This window comes from Pseudomonas sp. Pc102 (genome assembly GCF_018408275.1).
In the GTDB taxonomy this organism is placed as follows: domain Bacteria; phylum Pseudomonadota; class Gammaproteobacteria; order Pseudomonadales; family Pseudomonadaceae; genus Metapseudomonas; species Metapseudomonas tohonis.
Genome location: NZ_AP021905.1, coordinates 1,638,959 through 1,662,310 on the forward strand (window position 1 = coordinate 1,638,959; position 23,352 = coordinate 1,662,310).

The following is a 23,352-nucleotide window of genomic DNA, read 5'->3' on the forward strand; positions in this document are numbered from 1 at the left end:
AAGTACGGGCCAGGGTTCAGTGCGTCGCTTCGGCGGGCTTCACCGCGTTGGTTCTGCGCGTCGGGAAGGCGATGGCGATGATGATCAGCGCGCCACCGGCGAGCATGCGCAGCGAGGGCTCCTCGCTGAACAGCCACCAGGCGAAGGCGATGCCGTAGACCGGCTCCAGCGCGAAGATCACCGCCGTGGTGCGGGCGTTCAGCACCTTCAGGCTGGCCACGAACAGGCTGTGGGCGAGGCCGGTGCAGAGCACGCCGAGCAGGACGATCCACAGCCAGTCGACGGCCCGGACCGTGGGCAGCAGCGACGCGCCCAGGGGCAGCACGCAGACGACGATGCAGAGGTTCTGCCACAGCGCCACCTTCACCGGGTCCAGCCCACGGGTGCTGGCGCGGTTGAGCAACGACAGCAGGGAGAACAGCAGGCCGGAGAGTATGGCCGCGATCAGCCCCTGGGTGGCGTCGCTGGCGAAATCGAACGCCGGGGTCACCAGCACCAGGCCGACGCTGACCAGGACGACCACCAGCATCTCGCGCAGGTGGATGCGCTCGCGGAACAGCAACCCCTCCAGCAGCAGGGTGAAGGCCGGGAAGCTGGCGAAGCCCAGGGTGGCGATAGCCACGCCGCCGACCTTCACCGCCTGGAAGAACAGCACCCAGTGCCCGCCCAGCAGCAGGCCGCCGAGCAGCAGCAGGGGAACCTGGCGCCGCGACGGGGAGCCGCCCCGGGCGCCGCCGACCAACCGGGCGAACAGCGCCAGGGCGAGGACGGCGAACAGCGCCCGGCCCAGGGTGATCACCAGCGGCGTGGTTTCCGCCAGCTTGCCGAAGATGCCCGAAAGGCCGAAGAGCAGGGCACCCAGGTGGATGGCGAGCAGCGCGTTGCGTTCGTTCATGCCAGGCGCGCGCCGTTGGGCAGGGGCTTGTCGAAGCCGGCCAGCACCACCTTGCCGTCGGCGTCGTGGACGCCGGTCACCAGCACCTCCGAGCGCACCCCGGCGATGCGCTTGGGCGCGAAGTTGCAGACGCACAGCACCTGGCGGCCGACCAGCTCCTCGGCGGCGTAGTGGGCAGTGATCTGTGCGCTGGAGGTCTTCACCCCGAGTTCGCCCAGGTCCACCTCCAGTACGTACGCCGGCTTGATGGCCTTGATGTTGGGTGCGGCGGAGACGACGGTGCCGACGCGCAGCTCAACGCGTTCGAAATCCGCCCATTCGATGGTCGATGACATACAGCCCCCTTGTTTGACGATGGCCGCAGTCTAGAGGGCGGCGCGGTGGCTTGTCTGTCGCAGGGCTCGCGTGTTTCGTCGCGACACTCGCGTCAGTCGCGCGTGCGACGCAGCGAGCGCGGCGTCACGCCGAACTCGCGCGACAGCGCGGCGGTGAAGGCGCTCTGCGAGGCATAGCCCACGCGGGCGGCGACCTCGGCCACGCTCAGGGCGCTTTCGAGCAGCAGGCGACGGCCCTGGAGCAGGCGCCGGGTACGCAGGTAGTCCATGGGCGTCTGTCCGGTGGCGGCGAGGAAGCGGCTGTGGAAGCGCGCCACGGAAAGGCCGCAGAGCCGCGCGAGGTCAGCCACCTGCAAGGGGCGGGCGGCGTGCTGGTCGATGTGGGCGTCCAGCGCCGCCAGGGGCAGTTCGCCAGGTTCCGTCGCGGCTTCGCTGCCCGGTGCCACCAGGCTGGCGAGCAGCAGGCCGACGCCCTGGGTGGCGATCACCGGGTCGTCGATCGGGCTGGCGGCGAGCCAGCCCACCAACTGGCTCTGGGCGGGGTTGAGCTGCAGGGCACCGGGTTTTTCCAGCAGGCGCCGGCTGGCATCGAAATGCCCGCCGAGCGTGCGTTGCAGCCAGGTGTCGTCGGGCACGTCCAGCACCAGGCACAGGCTGCCGCGCGGGCTGCCGCAGGCATGGTGCTCACCCGGCGGGACCACGGCGAGGTTCTGCCGTTCGACCCGCGCGCCAATGCCGCCCACCTCGAACTCCAGGCTGCCGGTCAGGCCGAACACCAGCTGGGCGTGGTCGTGGCTGTGGGCGAGCAGGTCGTGATTGTAGCGGCGCAGCGTCAGCATCGGGTTCATGGGGTGGTCCTCGGCAGGCCGCCAGTCTACTCCGTGGCGCGGGCGCCGGCAGTGTCATCGTTCTGCAAGCTAACCGTCACCTGCACTTCACCGGGCCTGCGCAAGATCGGAAAAACCCAGCTGGAGGCCGCCCATGAGCAGCGTTCAACGCCTGGAGCCGGTCGACCCGGCTCGTCCCCGCAAGCAACGCGTCCGCACTCTGTGGATATCAGACGTTCACCTCGGCACCCGCGACTGCCAGGCCGAGCACCTGGCGCGTTTCCTCAAGCGCCACCACGCCGACCGCATCTACCTGGTGGGCGACATCATCGACGGCTGGAAGCTGCGCAGCGGCATCTACTGGCCCCAGGCGCACACCAACGTGATCCGCCGCCTGCTGACCATGAGCAAGCGTGGCACCGAGGTGATCTACGTCACCGGCAACCACGACGAATTCCTGCGTCGCTACTCCAGCCTGCTGCTCGGCAACATCCAGCTGGTGGACGAGGCGATCCACGAGACCGCCGACGGTCGCCGCCTGCTGGTGATCCACGGCGACCAGTTCGACGTCATCACCCGCTACCACAAGTGGCTGGCCTTCCTCGGCGACTCGGCCTACGAGTTCACCCTGACCCTCAACCGCTGGCTCAACCACTGGCGCGAGCGCTGGGGCTACGGCTACTGGTCGCTGTCGGCCTTTCTCAAGCACAAGGTCAAGACGGCGGTGAACTTCATCAGCGACTTCGAGGAGTCCATCGCCCACGAGTGCGTCAAGCGCGGGCTGGATGGCGCCGTCTGCGGCCACATCCACCACGCCGAGATCCGCCAGGTGGGCGGTGTCGAGTACATGAACTGCGGTGACTGGGTCGAGTCCTGCACCGCGCTGATCGAACACTGGGACGGCACCATCGAGCTCTACCGCCTCGCCGACGACCAGGCGCGCCTCGCCGCCGAGCCCCGGCAGCCTGCCCTCGAGCCGGCTGCATGAGGATCCTCATCGTCAGCGATGCCTGGGCGCCCCAGGTCAACGGCGTGGTGACCAGCCTGCAGGCCCTGGTGGCCGAACTGCGCGGGCTCGGCCACCTGGTCAAGCTGCTGTCGCCCCGCGACTTCCGCTCGCGGCCCTGCCCGACCTACCCGGAGATCCCGCTGGTGTGGGACCTCTGGCGCGTCGGGCCGGCGATCCGCGATTTCCGCCCGGATTGCGTGCACCTCGCGACCGAAGGGCCGCTGGGCTGGGCCGCGCGGCGCTGGCTGATGCGCCGTGGCCTGGCCTTCTCCAGCGCCGTGCACACGCGCTTTCCCGAATACGTGCACACCCGCTGGCCGGGCGTGCCGCTGGAGTGGGGCTACGCCGTGCTGCGCGCCTTCCATCGCCCCAGCCAGACGGTGCTGGTGACCACCGAGCGCCTGCGTGGCGAGCTGGCCGGTTGGGGGCTGGGGCACCTGTCGCTGTGGCGCAAGGGCGTGGACACCCGCCTGTTCCACCCGCGCCCGCAGCAGCCCCGGCCGCTGAAACCGGTGTTCCTCTACGTCGGCCGCATCGCGCCGGAGAAGAACCTGCGGGCCTTCCTCGACCTGGAGCTGCCCGGCGAGAAATGGCTGGTGGGCGATGGGCCGCAGCGGGCCGAACTGGAAGCGCACTACCCCGATGCACGCTTCCTCGGCTACCGCCACGGCGAGGCGCTGGCCGAGGCCTATGCCGGCGCCAGCGTGCTGGTCTTCCCCTCGCGTACCGACACCTACGGGCTGGTGATGCTGGAGGCCCTGGCCTGCGGCACGCCGGTGGCCGCCTTGCCGGTGCCGGGGCCTCTGGACGTGCTGGAAGCGGATGTCACCGGGGTGCTCGACGAGGACCTGCAGGGCGCCTGCCTGCGCGCCCTCGAACTGGACCGCGCCACCTGCGCCGAACGGGCCGCGCGCCTGTCCTGGCGGGCCTCCGCCCAGGAGTTCCTGGCACGCCAGCCGCTGCTGGATGGCGAGTTGTGCGGTGAGGCGGTGGGGGAAGGGTCGTTGTCGTAGGGCACGCAGCCATGTATCCGCGTAGCCGCGCTGTTCGGCACTCCGCATTGATGGGTTTCGCTCCGCTCTACCCATCCTACGAACAGCACGAAGCTTCGTCGTGGGAGGCGACGTGCGCACCGAAGCGCTTCGTGAGCGCGGCGCCACTGTCCTCGCGGTGCCTGATGCCTGCACCGCGCCCATGAAAAAGGCCGCCCGAGGGCGGCCTTGCTGTGACCCATTCGGTCAGAGAATGACCTTGTCGCGCAGTTTCTCGGCAGCCAGTTGCAGCGCCTGGATGACCTTTTCCTTGTCGTAGTTCTGGATGCCGTTGGTGTCCAGGTACATGGAGAAGCCCGGCAATTCGTGCTCGACGTAGCTGGAGGTGGCGCCCAGGTCGCGGCGGAAGTCCACCACCTGGTAGATCTGCACGGGGCGGGCGAAGCCCTTGACGGTGATCTGGCCCTTGTCGCGGCACATGATCACGTCCTTGATCAGCGAGTAGGTCTCGTGGGAGATGAGGATCTCGCCGGCCTCGGAGGCGCTTTCCAGGCGGCTGGCGAGGTTCACGTCGCGGCCGATGATGGTGTAGTCCATGCGCGTGTCGGCGCCGAAGTTGCCCACCGTGCAATAGCCGGTGTTCAGGCCCATGCGGATTTCCAGGGGCTTGGTGATGCCCTGGGCGCGCCACTGCTGGCGCAGCACCTTCATGTGCTTGCGCATGGCGATGGCCATGGATACGGCGGCCACGGCGTCCTTCTTGGCGCCCTGGGTGGAGGGGTCGCCGAAGAACACCATCACGCAGTCGCCGACGAACTTGTCGATGGTGCCGCCGTATTTCAGGGCGATCTTCGACATCTCGTTGAGGTAGTTGTTGAGCAGGTCGGTCAGGGCCTCGGCCTCCAGCTCCTCGGACAGCTCGGTGAAGCCCTTGATGTCGGAGAAGAACACGGTGAGCTTCTTGCGCTGGGTCTCCAGGCGCACGTGGCGCTTGCCGCTGAAGATCATTTCCCAGACCTGCGGCGACAGGTATTTGGCGAGGTTGCGGGCCAGGCGCGCGGCCTTTTCCTGCTCCAGCTTGATCTCGCTGCGCGCCAGCGCCAGGCGCAGGCCCTGCTGGTGCACGAAGAAGGCGGTGATGCAGACGTAGAGCGTGGTGAAGCAGATGCTGACGAAGGACACCAGGGCCGGGGTCGCGAGCTTCAGGTCCGGGTGCGCGACCACCGTGGTCAGCACCGTGGCGCTGGCGGCCACGAGGATCGCCAGGCCCAGCTGGCGCAGGCCACCGATGATCAGTGCGCTGAACGAGAGGGTGAGCATGAACATCAGGCTCGGCACCACCGAGAAACCGAGCAGGGCCGCGCCGGCGCCGGCGTGCAGGGCGTCGATGAACAGCAGGATCAGGTGGGTGCGCTCGGGGTGGTCACGCTTGAAGCGCAGGCTCAGGTGATGGGCCAGGTGCGGATAGAGCAGGGCGTAGGGGACCATCCACAGCACGTCGTAGGAGAAGTACTGGATGTAGCTGCCGGCGGCGATGCTGGCGGCCGTGGCGATATACGCCAGTACGCGGGAGTAATACTCGCGAAGCGGCGGGGTCGGAAGACTGCTGAGCCGGTCTAGATTGGCTGACTTCATGTAAACGAACGATCCCTGATGATTTTCTGACGCGACGTACGGGCGTCCGATGGTCTGCAAGACCTGAGCCAATGCCTGGCGGGTGCGGGATCATAACCAAGTGCCACTACGGCGGCCAAGCATGGCCGCCGAACGGTGGCACGGCCTCGACGTTCAGCTCGCGTTGCGCTCCATCACGGCCTTGTAGATCGACTGCCGGGGTTGGGCGAAGACGCGGCGCAGCATGGGCTCGAAGTATTCCAGGGGCAGGTGTTCGGCCTCGGGGTCGAAAGCGGCGGCGTCGTAGCGTGCACAGAACTCGATGGTCTGGCGGTACTGCGGGTGGTCCTTGAACTGCTCGCGCAGGTGGCGATCCAGGCCCAGGTGATGGAAGAAGTAGTAGCCCTGGAAGATCGCGTGCTTCTCCACCATCCAGTGGTTCTCGGGGCTGACGAAGGGCTTGAGCATCGCCGCGGCGATGTCGGCGTGGTTGAAGGAGCCGAGGGTGTCGCCGATGTCGTGGAGCAGGGCGCAGACCACGTATTCCTCGTCCTGGCCGTCGCGGTGGGCGAGGGTGGCGGTCTGCAGCGAGTGGGTCAGGCGGTCGACCGGGAAGCCGCCGAAGTCGCCATCCAGCAGCCTGAGGTGGGTGAGGATGCGGTCCGGGAGCTGGGCGGCATAGCGGGCGAAGTCCTGGGCGATGATGCTCCAGTCCTCGGCGGTACCGTCTTCCATGTGGGTGAAGCGGGCGTGGGCATTCATCAGGGGCCTCTCTTGTTGTTGTTTTCGGGGGCTTGCTAGAAGCGGATGCGGCCGGTGAAGGCGTCCTTCAGCATCACCCAGTCGCCCATCAGGCTGTAGAGCGGGTACTTGAAGGTGGCGGGGCGGTTCTTCTCGAACACGAAGTGGCCGACCCAGGCGAAGCCATAGCCGGCAACGGGCAGGGCCAGCAGCCACAGCCACTGCTGGGTGACCAGGGCGTAGGCGAGGATGCTCAGGACCAGCAGGCTGCCGACGTAGTGCAGGCGGCGGCATACGTCGTTGCTGTGTTCCTGGAGGTAATAGGGGTAGAACTCGGCGAAGCTGTTGAAACGCTCGGCGGGCGCGGTGCTCATGGGGATGTCTCCTCTTTCTTGTAGGAAGAGAGTGTAGGACTGGTACCTTTCCAGACCAGTGACATTAGGTGCCAGTTTAGTATCCTTCGTCGCCAGACCCTGTCCTGTGGTCTCCGTCTGATAGAACAAGAAGGCGCCATGAGCGAACGTACCACGTCATCGAGCTGGGCCCTGGGGATCGTCCAGGCGCTGGAAATGGGCGGCGTCGACTGCCGCAACCTGTTTCCCGAACTGGGGCTCGACTACGCCGCCCTGAACGATCCCGATGCCCGTTTCCCCCAGGACGGCATGACCCGCCTGTGGTTGCGCGCGGTGGAGCTGTCGGGCAACCCGGCCATCGGCCTGAACATGGCCAAGGTGGTGAGGCCGGCGTCCTTCCACGTGGTGGGTTATGCGCTGATGTCCAGCCGCACCCTCAAGGAGGGCTTCGCCCGCCTGGTGCGCTACCAGCGGATCATCGCCGAGGGCGCGGACCTGAGCTTTCGCGCCACCCCCGACGGCTATGCGCTGATCCTGGCGATCCATGGCGACCGCCTGCCGCCGGCGCGGCAGAGCGCCGAGGCGTCCATGGCCTATTCCCTGGCCTTCTGCCGCTGGATGACGGGGCGGCCGATCAACCCGCTGGAAATCCGCTTCCAGGGCCCGCCGCCTGCGGACCTGGAGCCCTATCGCCAGGTGTTCCAGGCGCCGCTGCGGTTCAACACCGAGCACTATGCGCTGCTGTTCGACCGCGCCGACATGGAGACGCCGCTGCCCACGGCCAACGAGTCCCTGGCGCAGCTGCACGACCGCTTCGCTGGCGAGTACCTGGCGCGTTTCTCCGGCAGCCGCGTGACCCACCAGGCGCGCCAGGTTCTGTGCCGCCTGTTGCCCCAGGGCGAACCCAAGCGCGAGGTGGTGGCCAGCACCCTGCACCTGTCCCAGCGCACCCTGCAGCGCCGCCTGCAGGAAGAGGGCACCAGCTTCCAGCAACTGCTGGACGACACCCGTCGCGAGCTGGCCGAGCAGTACCTGGCACAGCCCAACCTGACGTTGCTGGAGACTGCCTACCTGCTGGGCTTCGCCGACCCGAGCAACTTCTTCCGCGCCTTCCGCCGCTGGTTCGACGCCACGCCGGGCGAGTACCGCGCGCGCCTGTAATCGCCTCCCGGAGTCTGTAGGGGGATGTAGGGGCGACTTCAGTCGCCCGGCTCGCCCAGCGCGGCTGGGGGAGGCCAGGCGCCACCCCTGTTCAGTGGAGCTGCGCGTTCGCGAGGGTGACGCGGCACGCAGGTGCCTGTGCGCGACGCCGCCTCAATGCCGCCAGAAATACGGCGTGCAGATCACCAGCACGGTGATGATCTCCAGGCGGCCCAGCAGCATGCCGAGGGAGAGCAGCCACTTGGCGCCGTCCGGCAGGCTGGAGAAGTTGCCCGCCGGCCCGATCACCTCGCCCAGGCCCGGCCCCACGCCGGAGACGGTGCTGGCGGCGCCGGTGAGTGCGGTTATCCAGTCCACCCCCATCAGCGACAGGCCCAGGGCCATGACGCAGATGGTGATGGTGAAGAAGAAGGAAAAGGTGAGGATCGAGCGGACGATCTCTTCGTCGAGGCGGTGGCCGTTGTACTTCTGCTTGATCACCGCGCGGGGGTGGATCAGCTGGTAGAGGTTGGCCTTGAGCAGGATGTAGGCGACCTGGAAGCGGAAGATCTTGATGCCGCCGGCGGTGGACCCGGAGCAGCCGCCGATGAAGCCCAGGTAGAAGAACAGCATCAGCGAGAAGTTGCCCCACAGGCTGTAGTCGCCCAGGGCGAAGCCGGTGGTGGTGAGGATCGAGGTGGTGTTGACCGCGACGTGGCGCAGCGCCTCGGTCCAGGGCAGGTCGGTGGTCAGCCAGTACCAGGTGCCCAGCACCAGCCAGGTCGCGAGCAGCAGGCCGAGGAAGCCGCGTACCTGGTGGTCCTTGATCAGCGCCTTGCGGTGCCCGCGCAGGGTGGAGACGTAGAGGGCGAAGGGCAGGCTGCCGAGGATCATCACCACCACCGCGACCCAGTGCACGGCCGGCTGGTGCCATTTGGCCAGGGACTGGTCGGAGGTGGAGAAGCCCCCGGTGGAAATCGCCGACATGGCGTGGTTGACCGCGTCGAAGGGGCTCATGCCGGCCAGCCAGAAACCCAGGGTGCCGAGCAGGGTGAAGCTGACGTAAACCAGGACGATGAACTTGGCCACCATGTGCGAGCGCGGCATGACCTTGTCGGAGCGGTCGGAGGATTCCGTCTGGAACAGGCGCATGCCGCCGATGCGCAGCAGCGGCAGGATCGCCACGGCCATGCCGATGAAGCCGATGCCCCCCAGCCAGTGCAGCAGCGAGCGCCAGATGAGGATGCCGGGCGACATGGTGTCCAGCCCGCTGAGCACGGTGGCGCCGGTGGCGGTGACGCCCGACATGCTCTCGAAGAAGGCGTCGGTGTAACTGATGTGCTGGGTGAAGAGGAACGGCAGCGCGGCGAAGATCGCCACCACCACCCAGCTGGAGACGGTGAGCAGGTACATGTCGCGCGGGCGCAGGTGCACGTGCTCGGGGCGCCCGGGGATGACCAGCGCCAGGCCGGCGAGGAAGGTGATCAGGCTCGACCAGACGAAGGAGTGGATGTCCTGGGTGCGTTCGAAGATGAACAGCGTCAGCACGGGGATGGCCATGCTCACGGCCAGGGTGATCAGGAATATGCCGATGATGAAGCCGATGATGCGCAGGGTCGGCAATGCCATGGGTCGAGCTCTGAGTTGTCGAGGCCGCCATTCTATCCGGGCTGGGCGACCTGTCCATGCTCACCGCCTCCGGGGGTCAGTGCTTCCAGAAGGCACGGGTGAAGAGCACCAGGACGGTGAGGATCTCCAGGCGGCCGAGGAGCATGCCGAAGGTCAGCAGCCATTTCGCCGCATCCGGCAGGCTGGAGAAGTTGCCGACCGGGCCGATGGTCGGTCCCAGCCCGGGGCCGACGTTGCAGACCGCGGTGGCGGCGCCCGTGATGGCGGTGGTCCAGTCGAGGCCGATCAGGCACAGGCCCAGGGCGATGACGCCGATGGTCACGGTGAAGAAGAAGGAGAAGGTGATCAACGAGCGCACGATTTCCTCGTCGATGTTGTGCCCGTTGTACTTCTGCCGGATCACCGCCCGGGGGTGCACCAGTTGCTGCAGGTTGGCCTTGAGCATGACCAGGGCGACCTGGAAGCGGAATATCTTCAGGCCGCCGGCGGTGGAGCCGGAGCAGCCGCCGACGAAGGTCAGGTAGAAGAAGAGCATCACCGAGAAGCTGCCCCACAGCGTGTAGTCGCCCAGGGCGATACCGGTGGTCGTGACCACCGAGGTGACGTTGACGGCGACGATGCGGACGGCGTCGAGCCAGCTGTTGCTGGAGTTGGCCCAGTACCAGGTGCCGAACAGCAGCCAGGTGACCACCAGGAAGAACAGGAAGCCCCTTACCTGATGGTCGCGGACCAGGGCCTTGCGATTTCCGCGCAGGCTGGCGACATACAGGGTGAAGGGAAGGCTGCCGAGGATCATCACTGCCACGGCGACCCAGTGCACCGCTGGCTGCGGCCAGTGCGCGATGGAGCTGTCGGAGGTGGAGAAACCGCCGGTCGAGATCAGGGAAGCGGCATGGTTGAGCGCTTCGAAAGGGGTCATGCCGGCCAGCCAGAAGGCCAGGGTGCCAAGGGCGGTGAGGCCGATGTAGACGAGGAGGATGTACTTGGCCGCCATGTGCGAACGCGGCATGACCTTCTCACCCCAGTCGGAGGACTCCGTCTGGAACAGGCGCATGCCGCCGATACGCAGCAGCGGCAGGATCGCCACGGCCATGCCGATGAAGCCGATGCCCCCCAGCCAGTGCAGCATCGAGCGCCACAGCAACAGGCCGGGCGAGGCGGAGTCCAGCCCGGTGAGGACGGTCGAGCCGGTGGTGGTGATGCCGGACATGGTTTCGAAGAAGGCATCGGTGTAGCTGATGTGCTGGATGAACACCATCGGCAGTGCCGCGAAGCAGCACACGACCACCCAGCTCGCCGTGGTCAGCAGGTACATGTCGCGGGGGCGCATGTGCGAGTGCTCGGGCCGCCCCTGGGCCACCAGGGCGATGCCGGAGGCGAAGGTGATCAAGCTCGACCAGGTGAAGGCGCTGAGGTCGTCGGTGCGCTCGAACACCAGCAGCGCCAGCATGGGAATGACCATGCTGGCGGACAGGGTGATGAGAAAGATGCCGATGATGAAGGCGATGATGCGGAGGGTCGGCAGCGCCATGGCAAGTCTGGCCCGGTGGACGAGGAGCGAGATTCTACGCAGGTGCATGGGACTGTAAAGCGATGTCGTATATCCGGAATGCTTCGCAACTTCGGCTAGAATGCCGCTTCACTCGAACCTGGAGGTGGCCCGATGGAGGCTCTCGACGCTCTGCTCAACCGCGTATCCCTGTCTCGCCTGGTGGAGCCGGCGCCCGATGCGGCGCAACGCGAGGTGCTGTTCCGCGCCGCCCTGCGCGCCCCGGATCATGGCTACCTGCGGCCCTGGCGCTTCCTCACCATCGAGGGCGAGGCACGCAACCGGTTGGGCGAGCTGTTCGCCGAGGCGGTAAAGGCCAGGGACCCGCAGGCACCCGAGGCTGCGGTGAACAAGGCCCTCGGCATGCCACTGCGTGCGCCGCTGCTGGTGGCGGTGATCGCCCGCCTGACCGCCGGGCACAAGGTGCCGGAAAGTGAGCAGGTGCTGTCGGCGGGCTGCGCCGCCCACGGCATCCTCCTGGCCGCCCATGCCCAGGGGCTGGGCGCCATCTGGCGCACCGGCGAGCTGAGCTATGACCGCCATGTCGCCCGTGGCCTGGGCCTGGCCGACAACGAGCAGGTCGTGGGTTTCCTCTACCTGGGCAGTGTGGAAGGCGACCGCCGCAGCCCGCCGGAGCTGGCTCCGGCTGATTTCGTGAGCGCCTGGGGCTGATCGACTGATCGGCGGCGAGACCGAAGAACCCGGCTGGAGATGCCTCCGCCGGGTTTTTTATTGCCTGGGGGGCACTCGGCCTTGCGGGTGCAGCGGCAGTTCGATGCTGGCGACGAAGCCACCGCCGGGGTGGTTGGCCAGTGCCAGCGAGCCGCCGTGGCGTTCGACGGCGCGACGGGCGATGGCCAGCCCGAGGCCATGGCCCGCTGCGGCCTGGCCCGGCGCGCGGTAGAAGGGTTCGCCCAACTGCGCCAGGTGCTCCGGTGCGACGCCAGGGCCGTGGTCGCGGACCTGCACGCGCAACAGGCCGTCGGCCTGGCTGGCATCCAGCTCCACCGGCTGTTCGGCCGGGTTGAAGCGCAGGGCGTTGCGCAGGAGGTTGTCCAGGGCGCGCTCCAGCATGTCCGGCCAGCCGTCCAGGCGCAGCTCGGCGGGGCAGCGGATCTCGATGCGCTGCTCGGGGTAGAGCAGGCGCGCATCGTCGGCGAGGCCCGCCAGCAGCGGGCGCAGCTCGATCGGGTGGGTCGCGCCGGGTTCGGCGTCCAGGCGCGCCAGGGCGAGTATCTCGCTGATCAGCGCTTCCAGCCGGTCGCATTCCTGGCCCAGGCGCGGCCACAGGGCCTCGCGCTGTTGGGGTTCCGCGCGTTCGGCCAGGGCCAGGGCGATGCGCAGGCGCGCCAGGGGCGAGCGCAGCTCGTGGGAGACGTCACGCAGCAGCTGGCGCTGGCTGCCGATCAGCCCCTGCAGGCGCTGGCCCATGCGGTTGAAGTCGCCGGCGAGCACGCCGAGTTCGTCACGGCGCCGCGACAGGCGTTCCAGGCTGTCCTGCTGGTAGGCGGTCTTGCCGAGGTCGTGCACGGCACGGCGCAGGCGGTTCAACGGACGGGTGATGTAGAGGGTCAGTGCCAGGCTGAACAGGGTCAGCACCACCAGGGCGATGCCCAGGGCGCTGAAGGGCCAGAGCAGGCTGCCGCGGTGCCAGGCTTCCAGTTCGGGGTAGGGGATGCGGTAGATCAGCAGGAACGAGTCGCCGCTGCGCGGGCTGGTGTATTCCTCGGTGAGGCGGCGCCAGGGCAGGCGCTCATCGTGCTGGCGGGCCTCGAAGGCGGCGGCGCGGGGCGGGAAGGTGCCGCGCACCACCGGCTGGCCGCTGTCGTTGAGGATCTGCACGTCGATGCGGGCGCGGCGCTTGAATTGTTCGAGCAGGCGTTGCACCTCGTCCGGCCCGCCGATCTCGTAGCGCTGCACCAGGGTTTCCGCCAAACCCTGCAGGGCGGGGTGGCGGCTGAGGATCCAGGCGTCCTGGTTGAGGGCGCGGCCCAGCAGCATGGCGAGGCCGGCGACCAGCGCCAGGGCGAGCCAGAAGGCGGCGAGGATCCGCCAGAACAGTGAACGCACGCGAGTCTCCTCCGGAAACGGCAAAGCCCATCAGGCGGGTGCCTGATGGGCGCTGGGGCTGGCGGTCAGGCCGCCACGGTCATTGGGTCTTCTGCGCGCGCTGGGCTTTCCAGGCTTCGAACTCGGCACGTTCGGCGCGGCGCTCCTCCATCTTCTTCTGCAGCTCGTCGAACTCCTTCTGCTGCTCGGGCTTGAGCAGCGCGCGGATCTCGGCGCGGTTCTTTTCCTCGCTGGCCTTCAGCTCGTCCTGCATGGCCTTCTTGTCGGCGGCGGGCAGCTTGTCCAGGTACTTCTGGGTGATGTCGTGGCGGCTTCTCATGGAGTCGCCCATCAGCTTGCCGACCTGGTGACGCTGTTCGCGGCTCAGGTCCAGCTCCTTGAACAGGCCGGGACCACCGTGACCGGGGCCGCCGAAGCCGCGCTCCGGGCCGGGGCCGTCTTCGGGCATGGCCATGGCGACGGTGGGCAGGGCGGCTGCGAGCAGCAGGGCGGCGATTGTCTTGCGCATGGTCTATCTCCTTGTCTCTGAACCGGCTGGTTGCCGGATGTGCTCAGTCTAGGGAGGGCAAGGTCAAGGGCGGTCAGGCCTGGGTAAAGCTTGGGTAAAGAGACGTTCAGGACGCTGATACGACTGGCTCGGGGCGAGAAGCGGGTAGCTTGCCTCAGGCGCTGTAGTAATAGCCGCGGCTGCGCAGGGCGACGATGCGCGGCCTGCCGTCGGCGTGCGGCCCGAGCTTCTTGCGCAGGTTGCTGACGTGCATGTCGAGGCTGCGGTCGTAGAGGGTCAGCTTGCGGCCCAGGGCCAGTTGCGCGAGTTCCTGCTTGTCCAGCGGCTCGCCGGGCTGGCGCAGCAGGGCTTCGAGCAGGCGGCCTTCGGAGACGGTGAGGCTGATCTCGTGTTCGCCGACGTTGACCACGCCACGCACTGGGCTGTAGCAGAGGTCACCCAGCTCCAGCTGGCTGGACTGCGAGGGCGGCTGGGTGCGGCGCAGCACGGCGCGCAGGCGGGCAGTGAGTTCGCGCGGGTCGCAGGGCTTGGCCAGGTAGTCGTCGGCACCCAGTTCCAGGCCGAGAATGCGGTCCAGCGGCTCGCCTCGGGCAGAGAGCATCAGTACCGGCAGGTCCGGGTGGTCGCTGCGCAGTTGCTTGAGCAGCTCCAGGCCACTGCCGTCGGGCAGCATCACATCGAGCACCACGGCCGCCGGGGCATGGGCGGCCAGGGCGGCACGGGCGCTGACACCGTCATGGCAGGCGCGCACGCTGAAGCCTTCCTGGCTGAGCCAACTGTTGAGCAGCTCGCAGAGCTCCTGGTCGTCATCGATAAGCAGCAGTTCGCTCATGGCCGTCGATTCGTCAGTTGATCCACTGCCGGCGCTGGCGTTGCCCGCCACGGGCGAACAGGCCGACCAGCAAGGACAGCAGCGCCACGCCGCCGCCGATGGCGAACCACATCTGGTCATCGCTGACCAGGCTCGGGGAGCGGTTCGCCTGGGCTTCCTTGAGTTGCAGCTTCAGGCGCTGGTTTTCCTGGCGCAGGCGCGAGAGCAGCGCCGTGTCGCGCTCGGCCGTGGTGCCGTTGGCCAGTTGGGCGGCCAGTTCGTTGCGCTGGCGCTCGCTTTCGGCCAGGCGCTGTTGCAGGACGGTGAGCTCCTGCGCGGCGACGTTCTCCACCGGGCGGGGCTCGACCGACGCACTGGGGGCGACGGTCGGCAAGGCTTCTTCGGCCTGGGCCAGCGGAGCGAGGAGGGACAGGGCGAACAGCAGGGACAGCGAGGCGTGGCGCATCGGAACTCCTGTTTCCTGAATGGATTCGGTGTGCTGCTGTCAGAAGACCTGCTTGAAGGGTTTGACGATCACGCTGGCGTAGACGCCCGAAGTGCGGAACGGATCGGCTTCGGCCCAGGATTGCGCGGCGACCAGGGATTCGAACTCGGCGACGACCAGGCTGCCGGTGAAGCCGGCGCTGCCCGGGTCGTTGCTGTCCACGGCCGGGTGCGGACCGGCCAGCACCAGGCGGCCTTCGGCTTTCAGCTGCTCCAGGCGGGCGAGGTGCGCGGGGCGGTTGGCCTGGCGTTTTTCCAGGGAGTCGGCAACGTCGGAGGAGATGATCGCGTAGAGCATGATGGTCCTTATTCTTGAGGTTTCTCGGATTCGGGATCGTGCATGTGACGCGCCAGGAAGATGCCCTGGCCGATGAGGAACAGCAGGGTCATGCCCAGGCTGCCGAAGACCTTGAAGTCGACCCAGAACTCTTGGTAGGTGAAGGCGACATAAAGGTTGGCGAAGCCACAGAACAGGAAGAAGACGATCCAGGCCAGGTTCAGGCGCACCCAGATGGCCTGGGGCAGCGAGACGGCATGGCCCATGACGCGCTGGATCAGGGGCTTGTCGCCGATGAAGTGGCTGGCGGCGAAGCCCAGGGCGAACAGCCAGTTGACCACCGGTGCCTTCCACTTGAGGAAGGTCTCGCTGTGAAAGGCCAGGGTCAGGCCGCCGAACACCAGGCAGGCGGCCAGGGTCAGCCACTGGCCCTTCTCCAGGCGGCGCTGGGTGAGGAAGATCGCGCCGTAGACCACCACCGAGGCGGCGATCAGTACGGCGGTGGCGCTGAAGATGCCGCCCAGCATGAGGCTGTGCCCGGCGAATTCGATGGCGCGTGGTTCGAGCTTGTAGACGATGAAGAAGAGGATGAGCGGGATGAAGTCGATGAATTGTTTCACGGCGGCAGCCAGAAGCGGGATGTGCCGGCATAATAACAAACCATTCCCTTAGCGAAAGCGCACGCCATGCACATTGATCTGCACTGTCACAGCACGGCCTCCGATGGCGCCCTGGCGCCCGCCGTGCTGGTGGCGCGCGCCCATGAAAAGGGCGTTCGGGTGCTGGCGCTGACCGACCACGACACCCTCGAGGGGCTGGAAGAGGCCCGCAGCGCCGCCGCCGGGCTGGATATCGAGCTGATCGATGGCGTGGAGCTGTCCTGTACCTGGGGTGGCGCCACGATTCACGTGCTCGGCTATGCCTTCCGTCCGGACGCCCCGGAGTTGCGCCAGGCCATCGCCGACCTGCACCAGGGGCGCTGGTCGCGGGCCGAGGAGATCGACCGCCGCCTTGCGGCCAAGGGCATGCCCGGTGCGCTGGAAGGCGCGCGGGCGATCCAGCGCGAGCTGGGTGACAGCGGCAACGCGCCGGCACGGCCGCACTTCGCCGAGTTCCTGGTGCGCGAGAAGCATGTGCGCGATCGTGCGGAGGCCTTTCGCAAGTGGCTGGGCTCGGGCAAGCTCGGCGACGTCAAGCAGCACTGGCCGACCCTGGCCGAGGCCGTGGGTACGCTGCGCGCCGCCGGGGCCTGGATCAGCCTGGCGCATCCCTACCATTACGACTTCACTAAGACCAAGCGTCGCAAGCTGGTGGCCGACTTCATCGCTGCCGGCGGCCATGCGCTCGAGGTGGTCAACGGCATGCAGCCTGCGGAGCAGGTGGGCACGCTGACGATCCTCGCCCGCGAATTCGGCATGCTGGTGAGCGCCGGCAGCGATTTCCATGCACCTGGAGACTGGTCGGAGCTGGGCGTGTACCGACCCATACCGGAGGACCTGTCGCCTTTGGCGGCGCGTTTCCAAGATGCACAACGACCAACTGAACGCTGAGCAGGGAGATAACGTGAGTCAGTTTTTCCAGGTCCACCCGGAGAATCCCCAGCCGCGGCTGATCAAGCAGGCGGTGGAGATCGTCAGGGCGGGGGGCGTGATCGTCTATCCGACCGACTCCTCGTACGCCGTCGGCTGTGCCATTGGCGAGAAGAACGGCGTGGAGCGCATTCGCCGCCTGCGCCGCCTGGACGACAAGCACAACTTCACCCTGGTCTGCCGCGACCTCTCCGAGCTGGGGCTGTTCGCCAAGGTCGACACCGCGGCGTTCCGCCTGCTCAAGGCGCATACCCCCGGACCCTACACCTTCATCCTCAGCGCCACCCGCGAGGTGCCGCGCATGCTGCTGCACCCCAAGCGCCGCACCATCGGCCTGCGGGTGCCGGACCACCCCATCGCCCTGGCGCTGCTGGAAGAGCTGGGGGCGCCGCTGATGAGCGCAACCCTGACCCTGCCTGGCGAGGCGTTGCCGATGAGCGATCCCTATGAGATGCGGCAGGTCCTCGAGCACCAGGTGGACCTGATCATCGACGGCGGCTACGGCGGCATGGCGGCCTCCACCGTGGTCGACCTGTCCGAAGGCGAGCCGCGCCTGGTGCGTGCCGGTTGCGGTGACCCGACGCCCTTCATGACGGACGCCGAGGCGTGAGCGCAGAAGCTGCGCCCCAGGTCGACAGCCAGGCAGGAGCCCAGCAGGAACTGCCCTTCGCCCTGGTCTACGGGCAGGCCGTCACCGAGCTGCCTGTCGACCTCTATATCCCGCCGGATGCCCTGGAGGTGTTCCTCGAAGCCTTCGAGGGGCCGCTCGATCTGCTGCTCTACCTGATCCGCAAGCAGAACATCGACATCCTCGACATCCCCGTGGCGGAGATCACCCGCCAGTACATGGGCTACGTCGAGCTGATGAAATCCGTGCGCCTGGAGCTGGCCGCCGAGTACCTGGTGATGGCCGCCATGCTGGCGGAGATCAAGTCGCGCATGCTGCTGCCGCGCTCCAGCGAGGCCGAGGCGGAGGAGGAAGACCCCCGCGCCGAGCTGATTCGTCGCTTGCAGGAGTACGAACGCTACAAGGCCGCCGCCGAGGGCATCGACATGCTGCCGCGGGTCGGTCGCGACAACACCGTGCCGCGCCTGGAAGCGCCCGAGGCGCGGGCGCGCAAGCTGCTGCCGGACGTCAGCCTGGAAGAGCTGCTGCTGTCCATGGCCGAGGTGCTGCGCCGCGCCGACATGTTCGAAAGCCACCAGGTGACCCGCGAGGCGCTGTCCACCCGCGAGCGCATGAGCGAGGTGCTGGAGCGCCTGAAGGGTGGCGCCTTCCTGCCGTTCGTCAGCCTGTTCACCGCCGAGGAAGGGCGCCTGGGCGTGGTGGTGACCTTCATGGCGGTGCTGGAGTTGATCAAGGAACAACTGGTGGAGCTGGTGCAGAATGAACCCTTCGCACCCATCCACGTCCGTGCAAGAGCCGAGTAGATGAACCTGAACGACCCCAAGGAGCTGGCCTTCCTGCTCGAGGCTTACCTGCTGGCTTCCGGCAAACCCCTGTCGCTGGAGCGCATCGGCGAGCTGTTCGAGGAAGCCGAGCGCCCGGAACCAGCGCAGATCCGCGATGCGCTGGCGATTCTTGCCGCCTCCTGCCAGGGGCGGGCCTTCGAGCTGAAGGAAGTGGCATCCGGCTACCGGCTGCAGGTGCGCGAGCGCTTCGCTCCCTGGGTCGGTCGCCTCTGGGAGGAGCGTCCACAGCGCTACTCGCGCGCCATGCTGGAGACCCTGGCCCTGATCGCCTACCGCCAGCCGATCACCCGGGGTGAGATCGAGGACATCCGCGGCGTGACGGTGAACAGCCAGATCGTCAAGACACTGATGGAGCGCGAGTGGATCCGCGTGGTCGGCTACCGTGACGTGCCCGGCCGGCCGGCGATGTTCGCCACCACCAAGGCCTTCCTCGACCATTTCAACCTCAGGAACCTCGATGAACTGCCGCCGCTGGCCGCCCTGCGCGAGCTGGAGCCCGAACCGGTGCTGGCCCTCGACGATGTCGACGTACCGGTTCCGGAAGGGCTGCAAGCGCGTGCCGACCTGGCCGGGGAAGAGCCCGCCGAGCCCCGCGAGGAGACCAGCTTCCGCTCGCTGCTGGCGGAGCTGGACACCATGGAGCAGGGCCTGAAGACCGACTTCGACGACCTGCCCGCCCCCGAGGTCGAGCAGCCGGAGGCCGAGGCGGAGGAGGGCGACGCGGCGCTGTTGGGCGATGGCTCCGACGAGACCCGCCACTGAGGCCGGAAGACGAGGCGCGACGATGAAGGACCCCTGCATCAGGGTTTGCCAGTTTGCGGACGATGTCTGCCGGGGCTGCGGCCGCACCCGTGGCGAGATCAAGGCCTGGAAGAAACTTGGCAAGGCGGAGCGCCGCGAGGTGCTGGCCGAGGCCGATATGCGCCTGCTGGCCCTGGCCGCGACCGGCCGGCGAAAACACTGACGACCCCTGCGGACTCAGCTAGCCTGAGGTTCGCCCGCCGCGTATGATGCGCGACCTTTTTGAACGACTACACCGGGAGGTGCCCAGATGAACGAAGACGAATACAGCCCCGCTGGGGAAAAGCTGCAGAAGGTCCTGGCCCGCATCGGCCTGGCTTCGCGCCGCGATATCGAGGCCTGGATCACCGAGGGCCGCGTCAAGGTCAACGGCGTGGCCGCGACCCTTGGCCAGCGCGTCGACCGTCATGACGCGATCAGCGTCGACGGCCGCCTGCTCAAGCGCGAGGAAGAGACCGAAGCCGTCCGCCGCGTGCTGATCTACAACAAGCCCGACGGCGAGGTCTGCACCCGCGACGACCCGGAAGGCCGCCCCACCGTTTTCGAACGTCTGCCGCGCCTGCGTGCCGGTCGCTGGATCAATATCGGCCGTCTCGACATCAACACCACCGGCCTGCTGTTGTTCACCACCGATGGTGAGCTGGCCAACCGCCTGATGCACCCCTCCTACGAGATGGACCGCGAGTACGCCGTGCGCGTGCGCGGCGAAGTCACCGAGGAGATGCTGGAGAACCTGAAGAACGGCGTGATGCTGGAAGACGGCCCCGCCAAGTTCACCGACATCCAGGAAGCGCCCGGCGGCGAAGGCTTCAACCACTGGTACCACTGCGTGGTCATGGAGGGCCGCAACCGCGAAGTGCGTCGCCTGTGGGAATCCCAGGGCGTGGTGGTCAGCCGCCTGAAGCGCGTGCGCTTCGGTCCGGTGTTCCTCACTTCCGACCTGACCATGGGCCGCTGGCGCGAGATGGGCCAGGCCGAGGTGGACATCCTCAGTGGCGAGGTCGGCCTCAAGCCGGTCCTGCTGCCGGAGGTCTCCACCAAGCACAAGGACAAGGTCGAGCGCATGCAACGCAAGCTGGTCAAGCCGGTGAGCGGCCGTGGCAGTCGCCAGGGCAGTGACCGTCCCGCCCGTGGCCCGCGCAGCGAAGGTGGCGAGCGTCCCGCTCGTGGTCGTGGCGAGGGGGCCGAACGTCCGAGCCGCGCGCCGCGTGGTGAAGGTGCCGAGCGTCCGGCGCGCAGCCCGCGTGGCGAAGGCGCCGAGCGTCCGGCCCGGGCACCGCGCCCGGCTGCCCGTGGCGAGCAGGGCCGCAGCACGCCGCTGGCCGAACGCCCGCGCGATGTCGCCAAGAAGCCCCGTGGCAAGCCCCAGGGCGATGCGAGCGAAGTGGCCGAGCGCCCGCAGCGCAAGCCGCAGCGTCCGGTGAACAAGCGCACCAACCCGCCGGCGGGCGATGGCCAGCGACCGGGTTTCGGCCGCAAGCGCTGATCCGCCGATGCAATTAAAAAGGGGCCTGATGGCCCCTTTTTCATGGGTGTCGTTCGCGTCGTCGAGCGGTCAGCCAGCCATGGAGAGGCGGTTGCGGCCGTTGCGCTTGGCCACGTAGAGGGCGCTGTCGGCGCGGCGCAGCAGGCTGTCCACCGATTCGGCCGGCAGCAGGGTGGCGCAGCCCAGGCTCATGGACAGCTCGATCGGACGTCCGCCGACCAGGTACTGGATCTCCATGACGCCCATGCGCAGGCGTTCGCCGACCATGCCGGCGGCTTCGCGGCAGGTGCTGGAGAGCAGGACGAGGAATTCCTCGCCGCCGTAGCGGAACACCATGTCGACGTTGCGCAGCTTGGCCTTGAGGGTGGTGGCGACGGCCTTGAGCACTTCGTCGCCGGTGCTGTGGCCGTATTCGTCGTTGATGCGCTTGAAGTGGTCGATGTCCAGCATCAGGACCGACAGCGGCTGTTGGCTGCGACGCGCCAGGTCCACCTCGCGTTGCAGCGCCTGGTCCATGGCGATGCGGTTGCCGGTGTCGGTCAGCGGGTCGCGCAGCGCCGATTGCACGGCGGTGCGATAGAGCAGCGCGTTGCGCAGCGGGAAGAGCATGCAGGCCAGCAGGGATTCGAGCTGGCCGAGTTCGGCTTCGTCGAAGCGCTGGCGGCGACGGAAGATCAACTCGCCCAGGTATTCGCCTTCGTGGCTCAGGCGGTAGCCGGCCGAATGCGCGGCGCGTTCGCCATATTCCAGGCGCAGGTCGCTGCTCTGGTGCTGATAGGCCAGGGCATCGAGTGGCACCAGGCGCTGCACTTCACGGAAGAACAGGCTGACGATGCGTTCCACATCCAGGCTGGTCTGCAACTGCATGCTCAACTGGCGGCGCAGTTCCAGCAGCGTCATCTGCCGCAGCTTGCTCTGGGCCGGGCTGGTGAAGCCAAGGCGCTGCAACTTGGCGGCATCGAAATCTATGGTGTTGGTAGGGGTGGACGGGACCATTTGGCGAACCTCTGACGCTCGAAGCGACGACGGAGAGGTCAGAGCGATTTCCGTGCCAAAATCCAATTTCGACCGTAAAAGCGTTTGGATTCAATATCTTGAGGATGCTGGCAAAACGCCGGTGGCAAGCTCTTGCCGGTGATTTGGCGAACGCTTGGCAATGTGATGCCGTTCACGCGTGTACGGTGCCGGTTTAATGGCGGAAGGGGCGGCGACCTCGCCGGTCGCCGCGTGGTGCGGGTTACTGCGCGTCGAACGCCTGACCATTGACGCCGGTGCTGTCCGCGCCCATGAGGTAGAGGTAGATCGGCATGATGGCTTCGGGCTCCGGATTGACCTCCGGGTTCTCGCCCGGGTAGGCCTGGGCACGCATGCTGGTGCGGGTGGCGCCGGGGTTGACGCTGTTGGCGCGCACGTTGGCGATGCCGTCCAGTTCGTCGGCCAGTGTCTGCATCAGGCCCTCGGTGGCGAACTTGGAGACGCCGTAGGCCCCCAGTAGGCGCGCCCCTTGCGGCCGACGCTGCTGGAGGTGAAGACCACCGAGGCGTCGCTGGACAGCTTCAGCAGGGGCAGCAGGGTGCTGGTCAGCATGAACATGGCGTTGACGTTGACCTGCATGACGCGCATGAAGTTGTCGCCCGACAACTGCTCCAGCGGCGTGCGCGGGCCGATGATCGAGGCGTTGTGCAGCAGGCCGTCGAGGCGCCCGAACTCGTTCTCCACCATGGCCGAGAGCTCGTCGTACTGGTGCGGCTGGGCCGTTTCCAGGTTGAACGGGATCACCGCCGGCTGCGGATGGCCGGCTGCCTCGATCTCGTCATAGACCTGGTTGAGGTTGGCCTCGGTCTTGCCCAGCAGCAGTACGGTGGCGCCGTGGGCGGCGAAGGTCTTGGCGGCGGCCGCACCGATGCCGCGGCCGGCGCCGGTGATCAGGATGACCCGGCCCTTGAGCAGGTCGGGGCGGGCGGAATACTGGAACATGTCGGGCTCCTTCGGAGAGCTGCAAGCGGCAAGCCTGAAGCTGAAAGTGAGGTGAAGGGGGCGTCTTGCGGCTTGTGGCTTGAAGCTCGCCCCTGCTGCGTCAGCAGCTGCACAGCGCGCGATCGAGCACGGCGCGCAATTGGAGGGGGTGGTCCACGACCACGTCGGCACCCCAGTGGCTGGGGTTGTCGTCGGGGTGGATGTAGCCGTAGGTGACGGCGGCGGTGCGGGTGCCGGCGGCGCGGCCGGACTCGATGTCGCGCAGGTCGTCGCCGACGAAGAGCACGCTGGCCGGGTCCAGTTGCAGGCGGCTGCAGGCCAGCAGCAGGGGCTCGGGGTCGGGTTTGCTGTTCTTCACGTGGTCCGGGCAGATGAGGATCGCCGAGCGCTCGGCCAGGCCCAGCTGCTGCATGATCGGCTCGGCGTAGCGCACCGGCTTGTTGGTGACCACGCCCCAGATCAAGCGGGCCTTCTCGATGTCCTGCAGCAGTGCGTCGATGCCGTCGAAGGGGCGGGTGAACACGGCGCAATGGGCCTGGTAGCGCTCCAGGAATTCCTGGCGCAGGGTTTCGAAACCCTCGGCTTCCGGGTTCATGCCGAAGGTGGCGGCGACCATGGCGCGGGCGCCACCGGAAACCTGGTCGCGGATCAGCTTGTCGTCCAGGGCCGGCAGGCCCCGATCCGTGCGCATGGCCTGGGCGACGGCGATGAAGTCCGGCGCCGAGTCCAGCAGGGTGCCGTCCATGTCGAAGAGAACCGCTCTGAGGCGCAT

At 67.6% G+C, this 23,352-nt stretch carries 26 protein-coding genes and 1 pseudogene; 10 read left to right on the forward strand and 17 right to left on the reverse strand.

From position 1 onward, the window contains the following. Positions 1-16: 16 nt before the first annotated feature. From PHLH3_RS07715 to PHLH3_RS07725, 3 genes are all read right to left on the reverse strand, one after another. Complete coding sequence (locus PHLH3_RS07715) at positions 17-895, reverse strand: DMT family transporter (RefSeq protein WP_213628787.1); 879 nt, start codon at positions 893-895, stop codon at positions 17-19. Next, positions 892-1,230: a tRNA-binding protein gene (locus PHLH3_RS07720; RefSeq protein WP_173177053.1), complete on the reverse strand. Its 339-nt coding sequence runs from the start codon at positions 1,228-1,230 to the stop codon at positions 892-894. The genes PHLH3_RS07715 and PHLH3_RS07720 overlap by 4 nt, the downstream gene beginning before the upstream one ends. Before the next feature lie 92 nt (positions 1,231-1,322). Beyond that, the gene (locus tag PHLH3_RS07725; RefSeq protein ID WP_213628788.1) at positions 1,323-2,078 is read right to left on the reverse strand and encodes an AraC family transcriptional regulator; all 756 of its coding nucleotides are present in this window, start codon (positions 2,076-2,078) and stop codon (positions 1,323-1,325) included. Positions 2,079-2,211: 133 nt separating this feature from the next. Between PHLH3_RS07725 and PHLH3_RS07730 the strand changes: the two genes are divergently transcribed. Together PHLH3_RS07730 and PHLH3_RS07735 are read left to right on the forward strand one after the other, a co-directional pair. Beyond that, entirely contained in the window at positions 2,212-3,045 is an 834-nt protein-coding gene (locus PHLH3_RS07730; RefSeq protein ID WP_213628789.1) for a UDP-2,3-diacylglucosamine diphosphatase, read from the forward strand. Continuing rightward, the gene (locus PHLH3_RS07735) at positions 3,042-4,079 is read left to right on the forward strand and encodes a glycosyltransferase family 1 protein (protein ID WP_213628790.1); all 1,038 of its coding nucleotides are present in this window, start codon (positions 3,042-3,044) and stop codon (positions 4,077-4,079) included. The genes PHLH3_RS07730 and PHLH3_RS07735 overlap by 4 nt, the downstream gene beginning before the upstream one ends. A 225-nt stretch (positions 4,080-4,304) precedes the next feature. On the opposite strand, the gene PHLH3_RS07740 is transcribed toward PHLH3_RS07735, so the two are convergent. The 3 genes from PHLH3_RS07740 to PHLH3_RS07750 form a co-directional block, all read right to left on the reverse strand. Beyond that, complete coding sequence (locus PHLH3_RS07740; protein WP_111259502.1) at positions 4,305-5,693, reverse strand: adenylate/guanylate cyclase domain-containing protein; 1,389 nt, start codon at positions 5,691-5,693, stop codon at positions 4,305-4,307. Between the two features lie 153 nt (positions 5,694-5,846). Beyond that, positions 5,847-6,434, reverse strand: a complete 588-nt coding sequence (locus PHLH3_RS07745) for an HD domain-containing protein (RefSeq protein WP_173177061.1) — start codon at positions 6,432-6,434, stop codon at positions 5,847-5,849. Positions 6,435-6,469: 35 nt separating this feature from the next. Then, the gene (locus PHLH3_RS07750) at positions 6,470-6,787 is read right to left on the reverse strand and encodes an Mpo1-like protein (RefSeq protein ID WP_213628791.1); all 318 of its coding nucleotides are present in this window, start codon (positions 6,785-6,787) and stop codon (positions 6,470-6,472) included. A gap of 138 nt (positions 6,788-6,925) precedes the next feature. Here PHLH3_RS07750 and PHLH3_RS07755 point away from each other — a divergent pair, with 138 nt between their 5' ends. Continuing rightward, the gene (locus tag PHLH3_RS07755) at positions 6,926-7,927 is read left to right on the forward strand and encodes an AraC family transcriptional regulator (protein ID WP_213628792.1); all 1,002 of its coding nucleotides are present in this window, start codon (positions 6,926-6,928) and stop codon (positions 7,925-7,927) included. Between the two features lie 153 nt (positions 7,928-8,080). Here the strand turns inward: PHLH3_RS07755 and PHLH3_RS07760 are convergent, their stop codons facing one another. Both PHLH3_RS07760 and PHLH3_RS07765 read right to left on the reverse strand, forming a co-directional pair. Continuing rightward, entirely contained in the window at positions 8,081-9,535 is a 1,455-nt protein-coding gene (locus tag PHLH3_RS07760) for a TrkH family potassium uptake protein (protein ID WP_173177068.1), read from the reverse strand. Positions 9,536-9,611: 76 nt separating this feature from the next. Further along, positions 9,612-11,066, reverse strand: a complete 1,455-nt coding sequence (locus tag PHLH3_RS07765) for a TrkH family potassium uptake protein (protein ID WP_213628793.1) — start codon at positions 11,064-11,066, stop codon at positions 9,612-9,614. Between the two features lie 132 nt (positions 11,067-11,198). Between PHLH3_RS07765 and PHLH3_RS07770 the strand changes: the two genes are divergently transcribed. Beyond that, positions 11,199-11,756: a nitroreductase family protein gene (locus PHLH3_RS07770; protein ID WP_213628794.1), complete on the forward strand. Its 558-nt coding sequence runs from the start codon at positions 11,199-11,201 to the stop codon at positions 11,754-11,756. A gap of 57 nt (positions 11,757-11,813) precedes the next feature. Here PHLH3_RS07770 and PHLH3_RS07775 read toward each other — a convergent pair whose 3' ends face one another. The 6 genes from PHLH3_RS07775 to PHLH3_RS07800 all read right to left on the reverse strand — a co-directional run bounded on the left by PHLH3_RS07775 (position 11,814) and on the right by PHLH3_RS07800 (position 15,874). Next, positions 11,814-13,154, reverse strand: coding sequence for a HAMP domain-containing sensor histidine kinase (locus tag PHLH3_RS07775; protein ID WP_213628795.1), 1,341 nt, complete (start codon positions 13,152-13,154; stop codon positions 11,814-11,816). 79 nt (positions 13,155-13,233) lie between these two features. Further along, positions 13,234-13,662 (reverse strand): LTXXQ domain protein, encoded by a 429-nt coding sequence (locus PHLH3_RS07780; RefSeq protein WP_173177077.1) that lies wholly within the window; start codon positions 13,660-13,662, stop codon positions 13,234-13,236. A 154-nt stretch (positions 13,663-13,816) separates the two neighbouring features. Then, positions 13,817-14,494, reverse strand: coding sequence for a response regulator transcription factor (locus tag PHLH3_RS07785; protein WP_173177079.1), 678 nt, complete (start codon positions 14,492-14,494; stop codon positions 13,817-13,819). 13 nt (positions 14,495-14,507) lie between these two features. Next, positions 14,508-14,939 (reverse strand): hypothetical protein, encoded by a 432-nt coding sequence (locus PHLH3_RS07790; RefSeq protein ID WP_213628796.1) that lies wholly within the window; start codon positions 14,937-14,939, stop codon positions 14,508-14,510. Positions 14,940-14,978: 39 nt separating this feature from the next. Then, positions 14,979-15,275: a YciI family protein gene (locus tag PHLH3_RS07795; RefSeq protein WP_111259485.1), complete on the reverse strand. Its 297-nt coding sequence runs from the start codon at positions 15,273-15,275 to the stop codon at positions 14,979-14,981. Positions 15,276-15,283: 8 nt separating this feature from the next. Then, on the reverse strand, positions 15,284-15,874 hold the full coding sequence (locus PHLH3_RS07800) for a septation protein A (protein ID WP_213628797.1): 591 nt from the start codon (positions 15,872-15,874) through the stop codon (positions 15,284-15,286). 66 nt (positions 15,875-15,940) lie between these two features. Here PHLH3_RS07800 and PHLH3_RS07805 point away from each other — a divergent pair, with 66 nt between their 5' ends. The 6 genes from PHLH3_RS07805 to rluB all read left to right on the forward strand — a co-directional run bounded on the left by PHLH3_RS07805 (position 15,941) and on the right by rluB (position 20,603). Beyond that, positions 15,941-16,804 carry a PHP domain-containing protein gene (locus PHLH3_RS07805; protein WP_213628798.1) on the forward strand — a complete coding sequence of 288 codons (864 nt, stop codon included), beginning with the start codon at positions 15,941-15,943 and terminating at the stop codon, positions 16,802-16,804. Between the two features lie 13 nt (positions 16,805-16,817). Continuing rightward, positions 16,818-17,453 carry an L-threonylcarbamoyladenylate synthase gene (locus tag PHLH3_RS07810; protein WP_213628799.1) on the forward strand — a complete coding sequence of 212 codons (636 nt, stop codon included), beginning with the start codon at positions 16,818-16,820 and terminating at the stop codon, positions 17,451-17,453. A gap of 122 nt (positions 17,454-17,575) precedes the next feature. Then, entirely contained in the window at positions 17,576-18,274 is a 699-nt protein-coding gene (locus PHLH3_RS07815) for a ScpA family protein (RefSeq protein WP_173177204.1), read from the forward strand. After that, positions 18,275-19,078: an SMC-Scp complex subunit ScpB gene (gene scpB / locus PHLH3_RS07820; protein WP_213628800.1), complete on the forward strand. Its 804-nt coding sequence runs from the start codon at positions 18,275-18,277 to the stop codon at positions 19,076-19,078. It begins immediately after the preceding gene. A 22-nt stretch (positions 19,079-19,100) separates the two neighbouring features. Further along, positions 19,101-19,280 (forward strand): DUF1289 domain-containing protein, encoded by a 180-nt coding sequence (locus tag PHLH3_RS07825; RefSeq protein WP_213628801.1) that lies wholly within the window; start codon positions 19,101-19,103, stop codon positions 19,278-19,280. An 87-nt stretch (positions 19,281-19,367) separates the two neighbouring features. After that, complete coding sequence (gene rluB, locus PHLH3_RS07830; protein ID WP_213628802.1) at positions 19,368-20,603, forward strand: 23S rRNA pseudouridine(2605) synthase RluB; 1,236 nt, start codon at positions 19,368-19,370, stop codon at positions 20,601-20,603. A gap of 69 nt (positions 20,604-20,672) precedes the next feature. Here the strand turns inward: rluB and PHLH3_RS07835 are convergent, their stop codons facing one another. From PHLH3_RS07835 to mupP, 3 genes and pseudogenes are all read right to left on the reverse strand, one after another. Beyond that, entirely contained in the window at positions 20,673-21,599 is a 927-nt protein-coding gene (locus PHLH3_RS07835; protein ID WP_213628803.1) for a GGDEF domain-containing protein, read from the reverse strand. A 241-nt stretch (positions 21,600-21,840) separates the two neighbouring features. Next, positions 21,841-22,580 (reverse strand): annotated as a pseudogene (locus PHLH3_RS07840) (YciK family oxidoreductase). Between the two features lie 100 nt (positions 22,581-22,680). Then, the gene (gene mupP, locus PHLH3_RS07845) at positions 22,681-23,352 is read right to left on the reverse strand and encodes an N-acetylmuramic acid 6-phosphate phosphatase MupP (RefSeq protein WP_213628804.1); all 672 of its coding nucleotides are present in this window, start codon (positions 23,350-23,352) and stop codon (positions 22,681-22,683) included.

Coding starts and splice junctions, on each gene's coding strand:
- PHLH3_RS07740 (WP_111259502.1), bottom strand. CDS start 5,693: ATGAAGTCAGCCAATCTAGACCGGCTCAGCAGTCTTCCGACCCCGCCG.
- scpB (WP_213628800.1), top strand. CDS start 18,275: ATGAACCTGAACGACCCCAAGGAGCTGGCCTTCCTGCTCGAGGCTTAC.
- PHLH3_RS07785 (WP_173177079.1), bottom strand. CDS start 14,494: ATGAGCGAACTGCTGCTTATCGATGACGACCAGGAGCTCTGCGAGCTG.
- PHLH3_RS07835 (WP_213628803.1), bottom strand. CDS start 21,599: ATGGTCCCGTCCACCCCTACCAACACCATAGATTTCGATGCCGCCAAG.
- PHLH3_RS07765 (WP_213628793.1), bottom strand. CDS start 11,066: ATGGCGCTGCCGACCCTCCGCATCATCGCCTTCATCATCGGCATCTTT.
- PHLH3_RS07735 (WP_213628790.1), top strand. CDS start 3,042: ATGAGGATCCTCATCGTCAGCGATGCCTGGGCGCCCCAGGTCAACGGC.
- mupP (WP_213628804.1), bottom strand. CDS start 23,352: ATGCGCCTCAGAGCGGTTCTCTTCGACATGGACGGCACCCTGCTGGAC.
- PHLH3_RS07750 (WP_213628791.1), bottom strand. CDS start 6,787: ATGAGCACCGCGCCCGCCGAGCGTTTCAACAGCTTCGCCGAGTTCTAC.
- PHLH3_RS07780 (WP_173177077.1), bottom strand. CDS start 13,662: ATGCGCAAGACAATCGCCGCCCTGCTGCTCGCAGCCGCCCTGCCCACC.
- PHLH3_RS07790 (WP_213628796.1), bottom strand. CDS start 14,939: ATGCGCCACGCCTCGCTGTCCCTGCTGTTCGCCCTGTCCCTCCTCGCT.
- PHLH3_RS07795 (WP_111259485.1), bottom strand. CDS start 15,275: ATGCTCTACGCGATCATCTCCTCCGACGTTGCCGACTCCCTGGAAAAA.
- PHLH3_RS07770 (WP_213628794.1), top strand. CDS start 11,199: ATGGAGGCTCTCGACGCTCTGCTCAACCGCGTATCCCTGTCTCGCCTG.
- PHLH3_RS07755 (WP_213628792.1), top strand. CDS start 6,926: ATGAGCGAACGTACCACGTCATCGAGCTGGGCCCTGGGGATCGTCCAG.
- PHLH3_RS07720 (WP_173177053.1), bottom strand. CDS start 1,230: ATGTCATCGACCATCGAATGGGCGGATTTCGAACGCGTTGAGCTGCGC.
- PHLH3_RS07805 (WP_213628798.1), top strand. CDS start 15,941: ATGCACATTGATCTGCACTGTCACAGCACGGCCTCCGATGGCGCCCTG.
- PHLH3_RS07725 (WP_213628788.1), bottom strand. CDS start 2,078: ATGAACCCGATGCTGACGCTGCGCCGCTACAATCACGACCTGCTCGCC.
- PHLH3_RS07745 (WP_173177061.1), bottom strand. CDS start 6,434: ATGAATGCCCACGCCCGCTTCACCCACATGGAAGACGGTACCGCCGAG.
- PHLH3_RS07715 (WP_213628787.1), bottom strand. CDS start 895: ATGAACGAACGCAACGCGCTGCTCGCCATCCACCTGGGTGCCCTGCTC.
- PHLH3_RS07760 (WP_173177068.1), bottom strand. CDS start 9,535: ATGGCATTGCCGACCCTGCGCATCATCGGCTTCATCATCGGCATATTC.
- PHLH3_RS07730 (WP_213628789.1), top strand. CDS start 2,212: ATGAGCAGCGTTCAACGCCTGGAGCCGGTCGACCCGGCTCGTCCCCGC.
- PHLH3_RS07825 (WP_213628801.1), top strand. CDS start 19,101: ATGAAGGACCCCTGCATCAGGGTTTGCCAGTTTGCGGACGATGTCTGC.
- rluB (WP_213628802.1), top strand. CDS start 19,368: ATGAACGAAGACGAATACAGCCCCGCTGGGGAAAAGCTGCAGAAGGTC.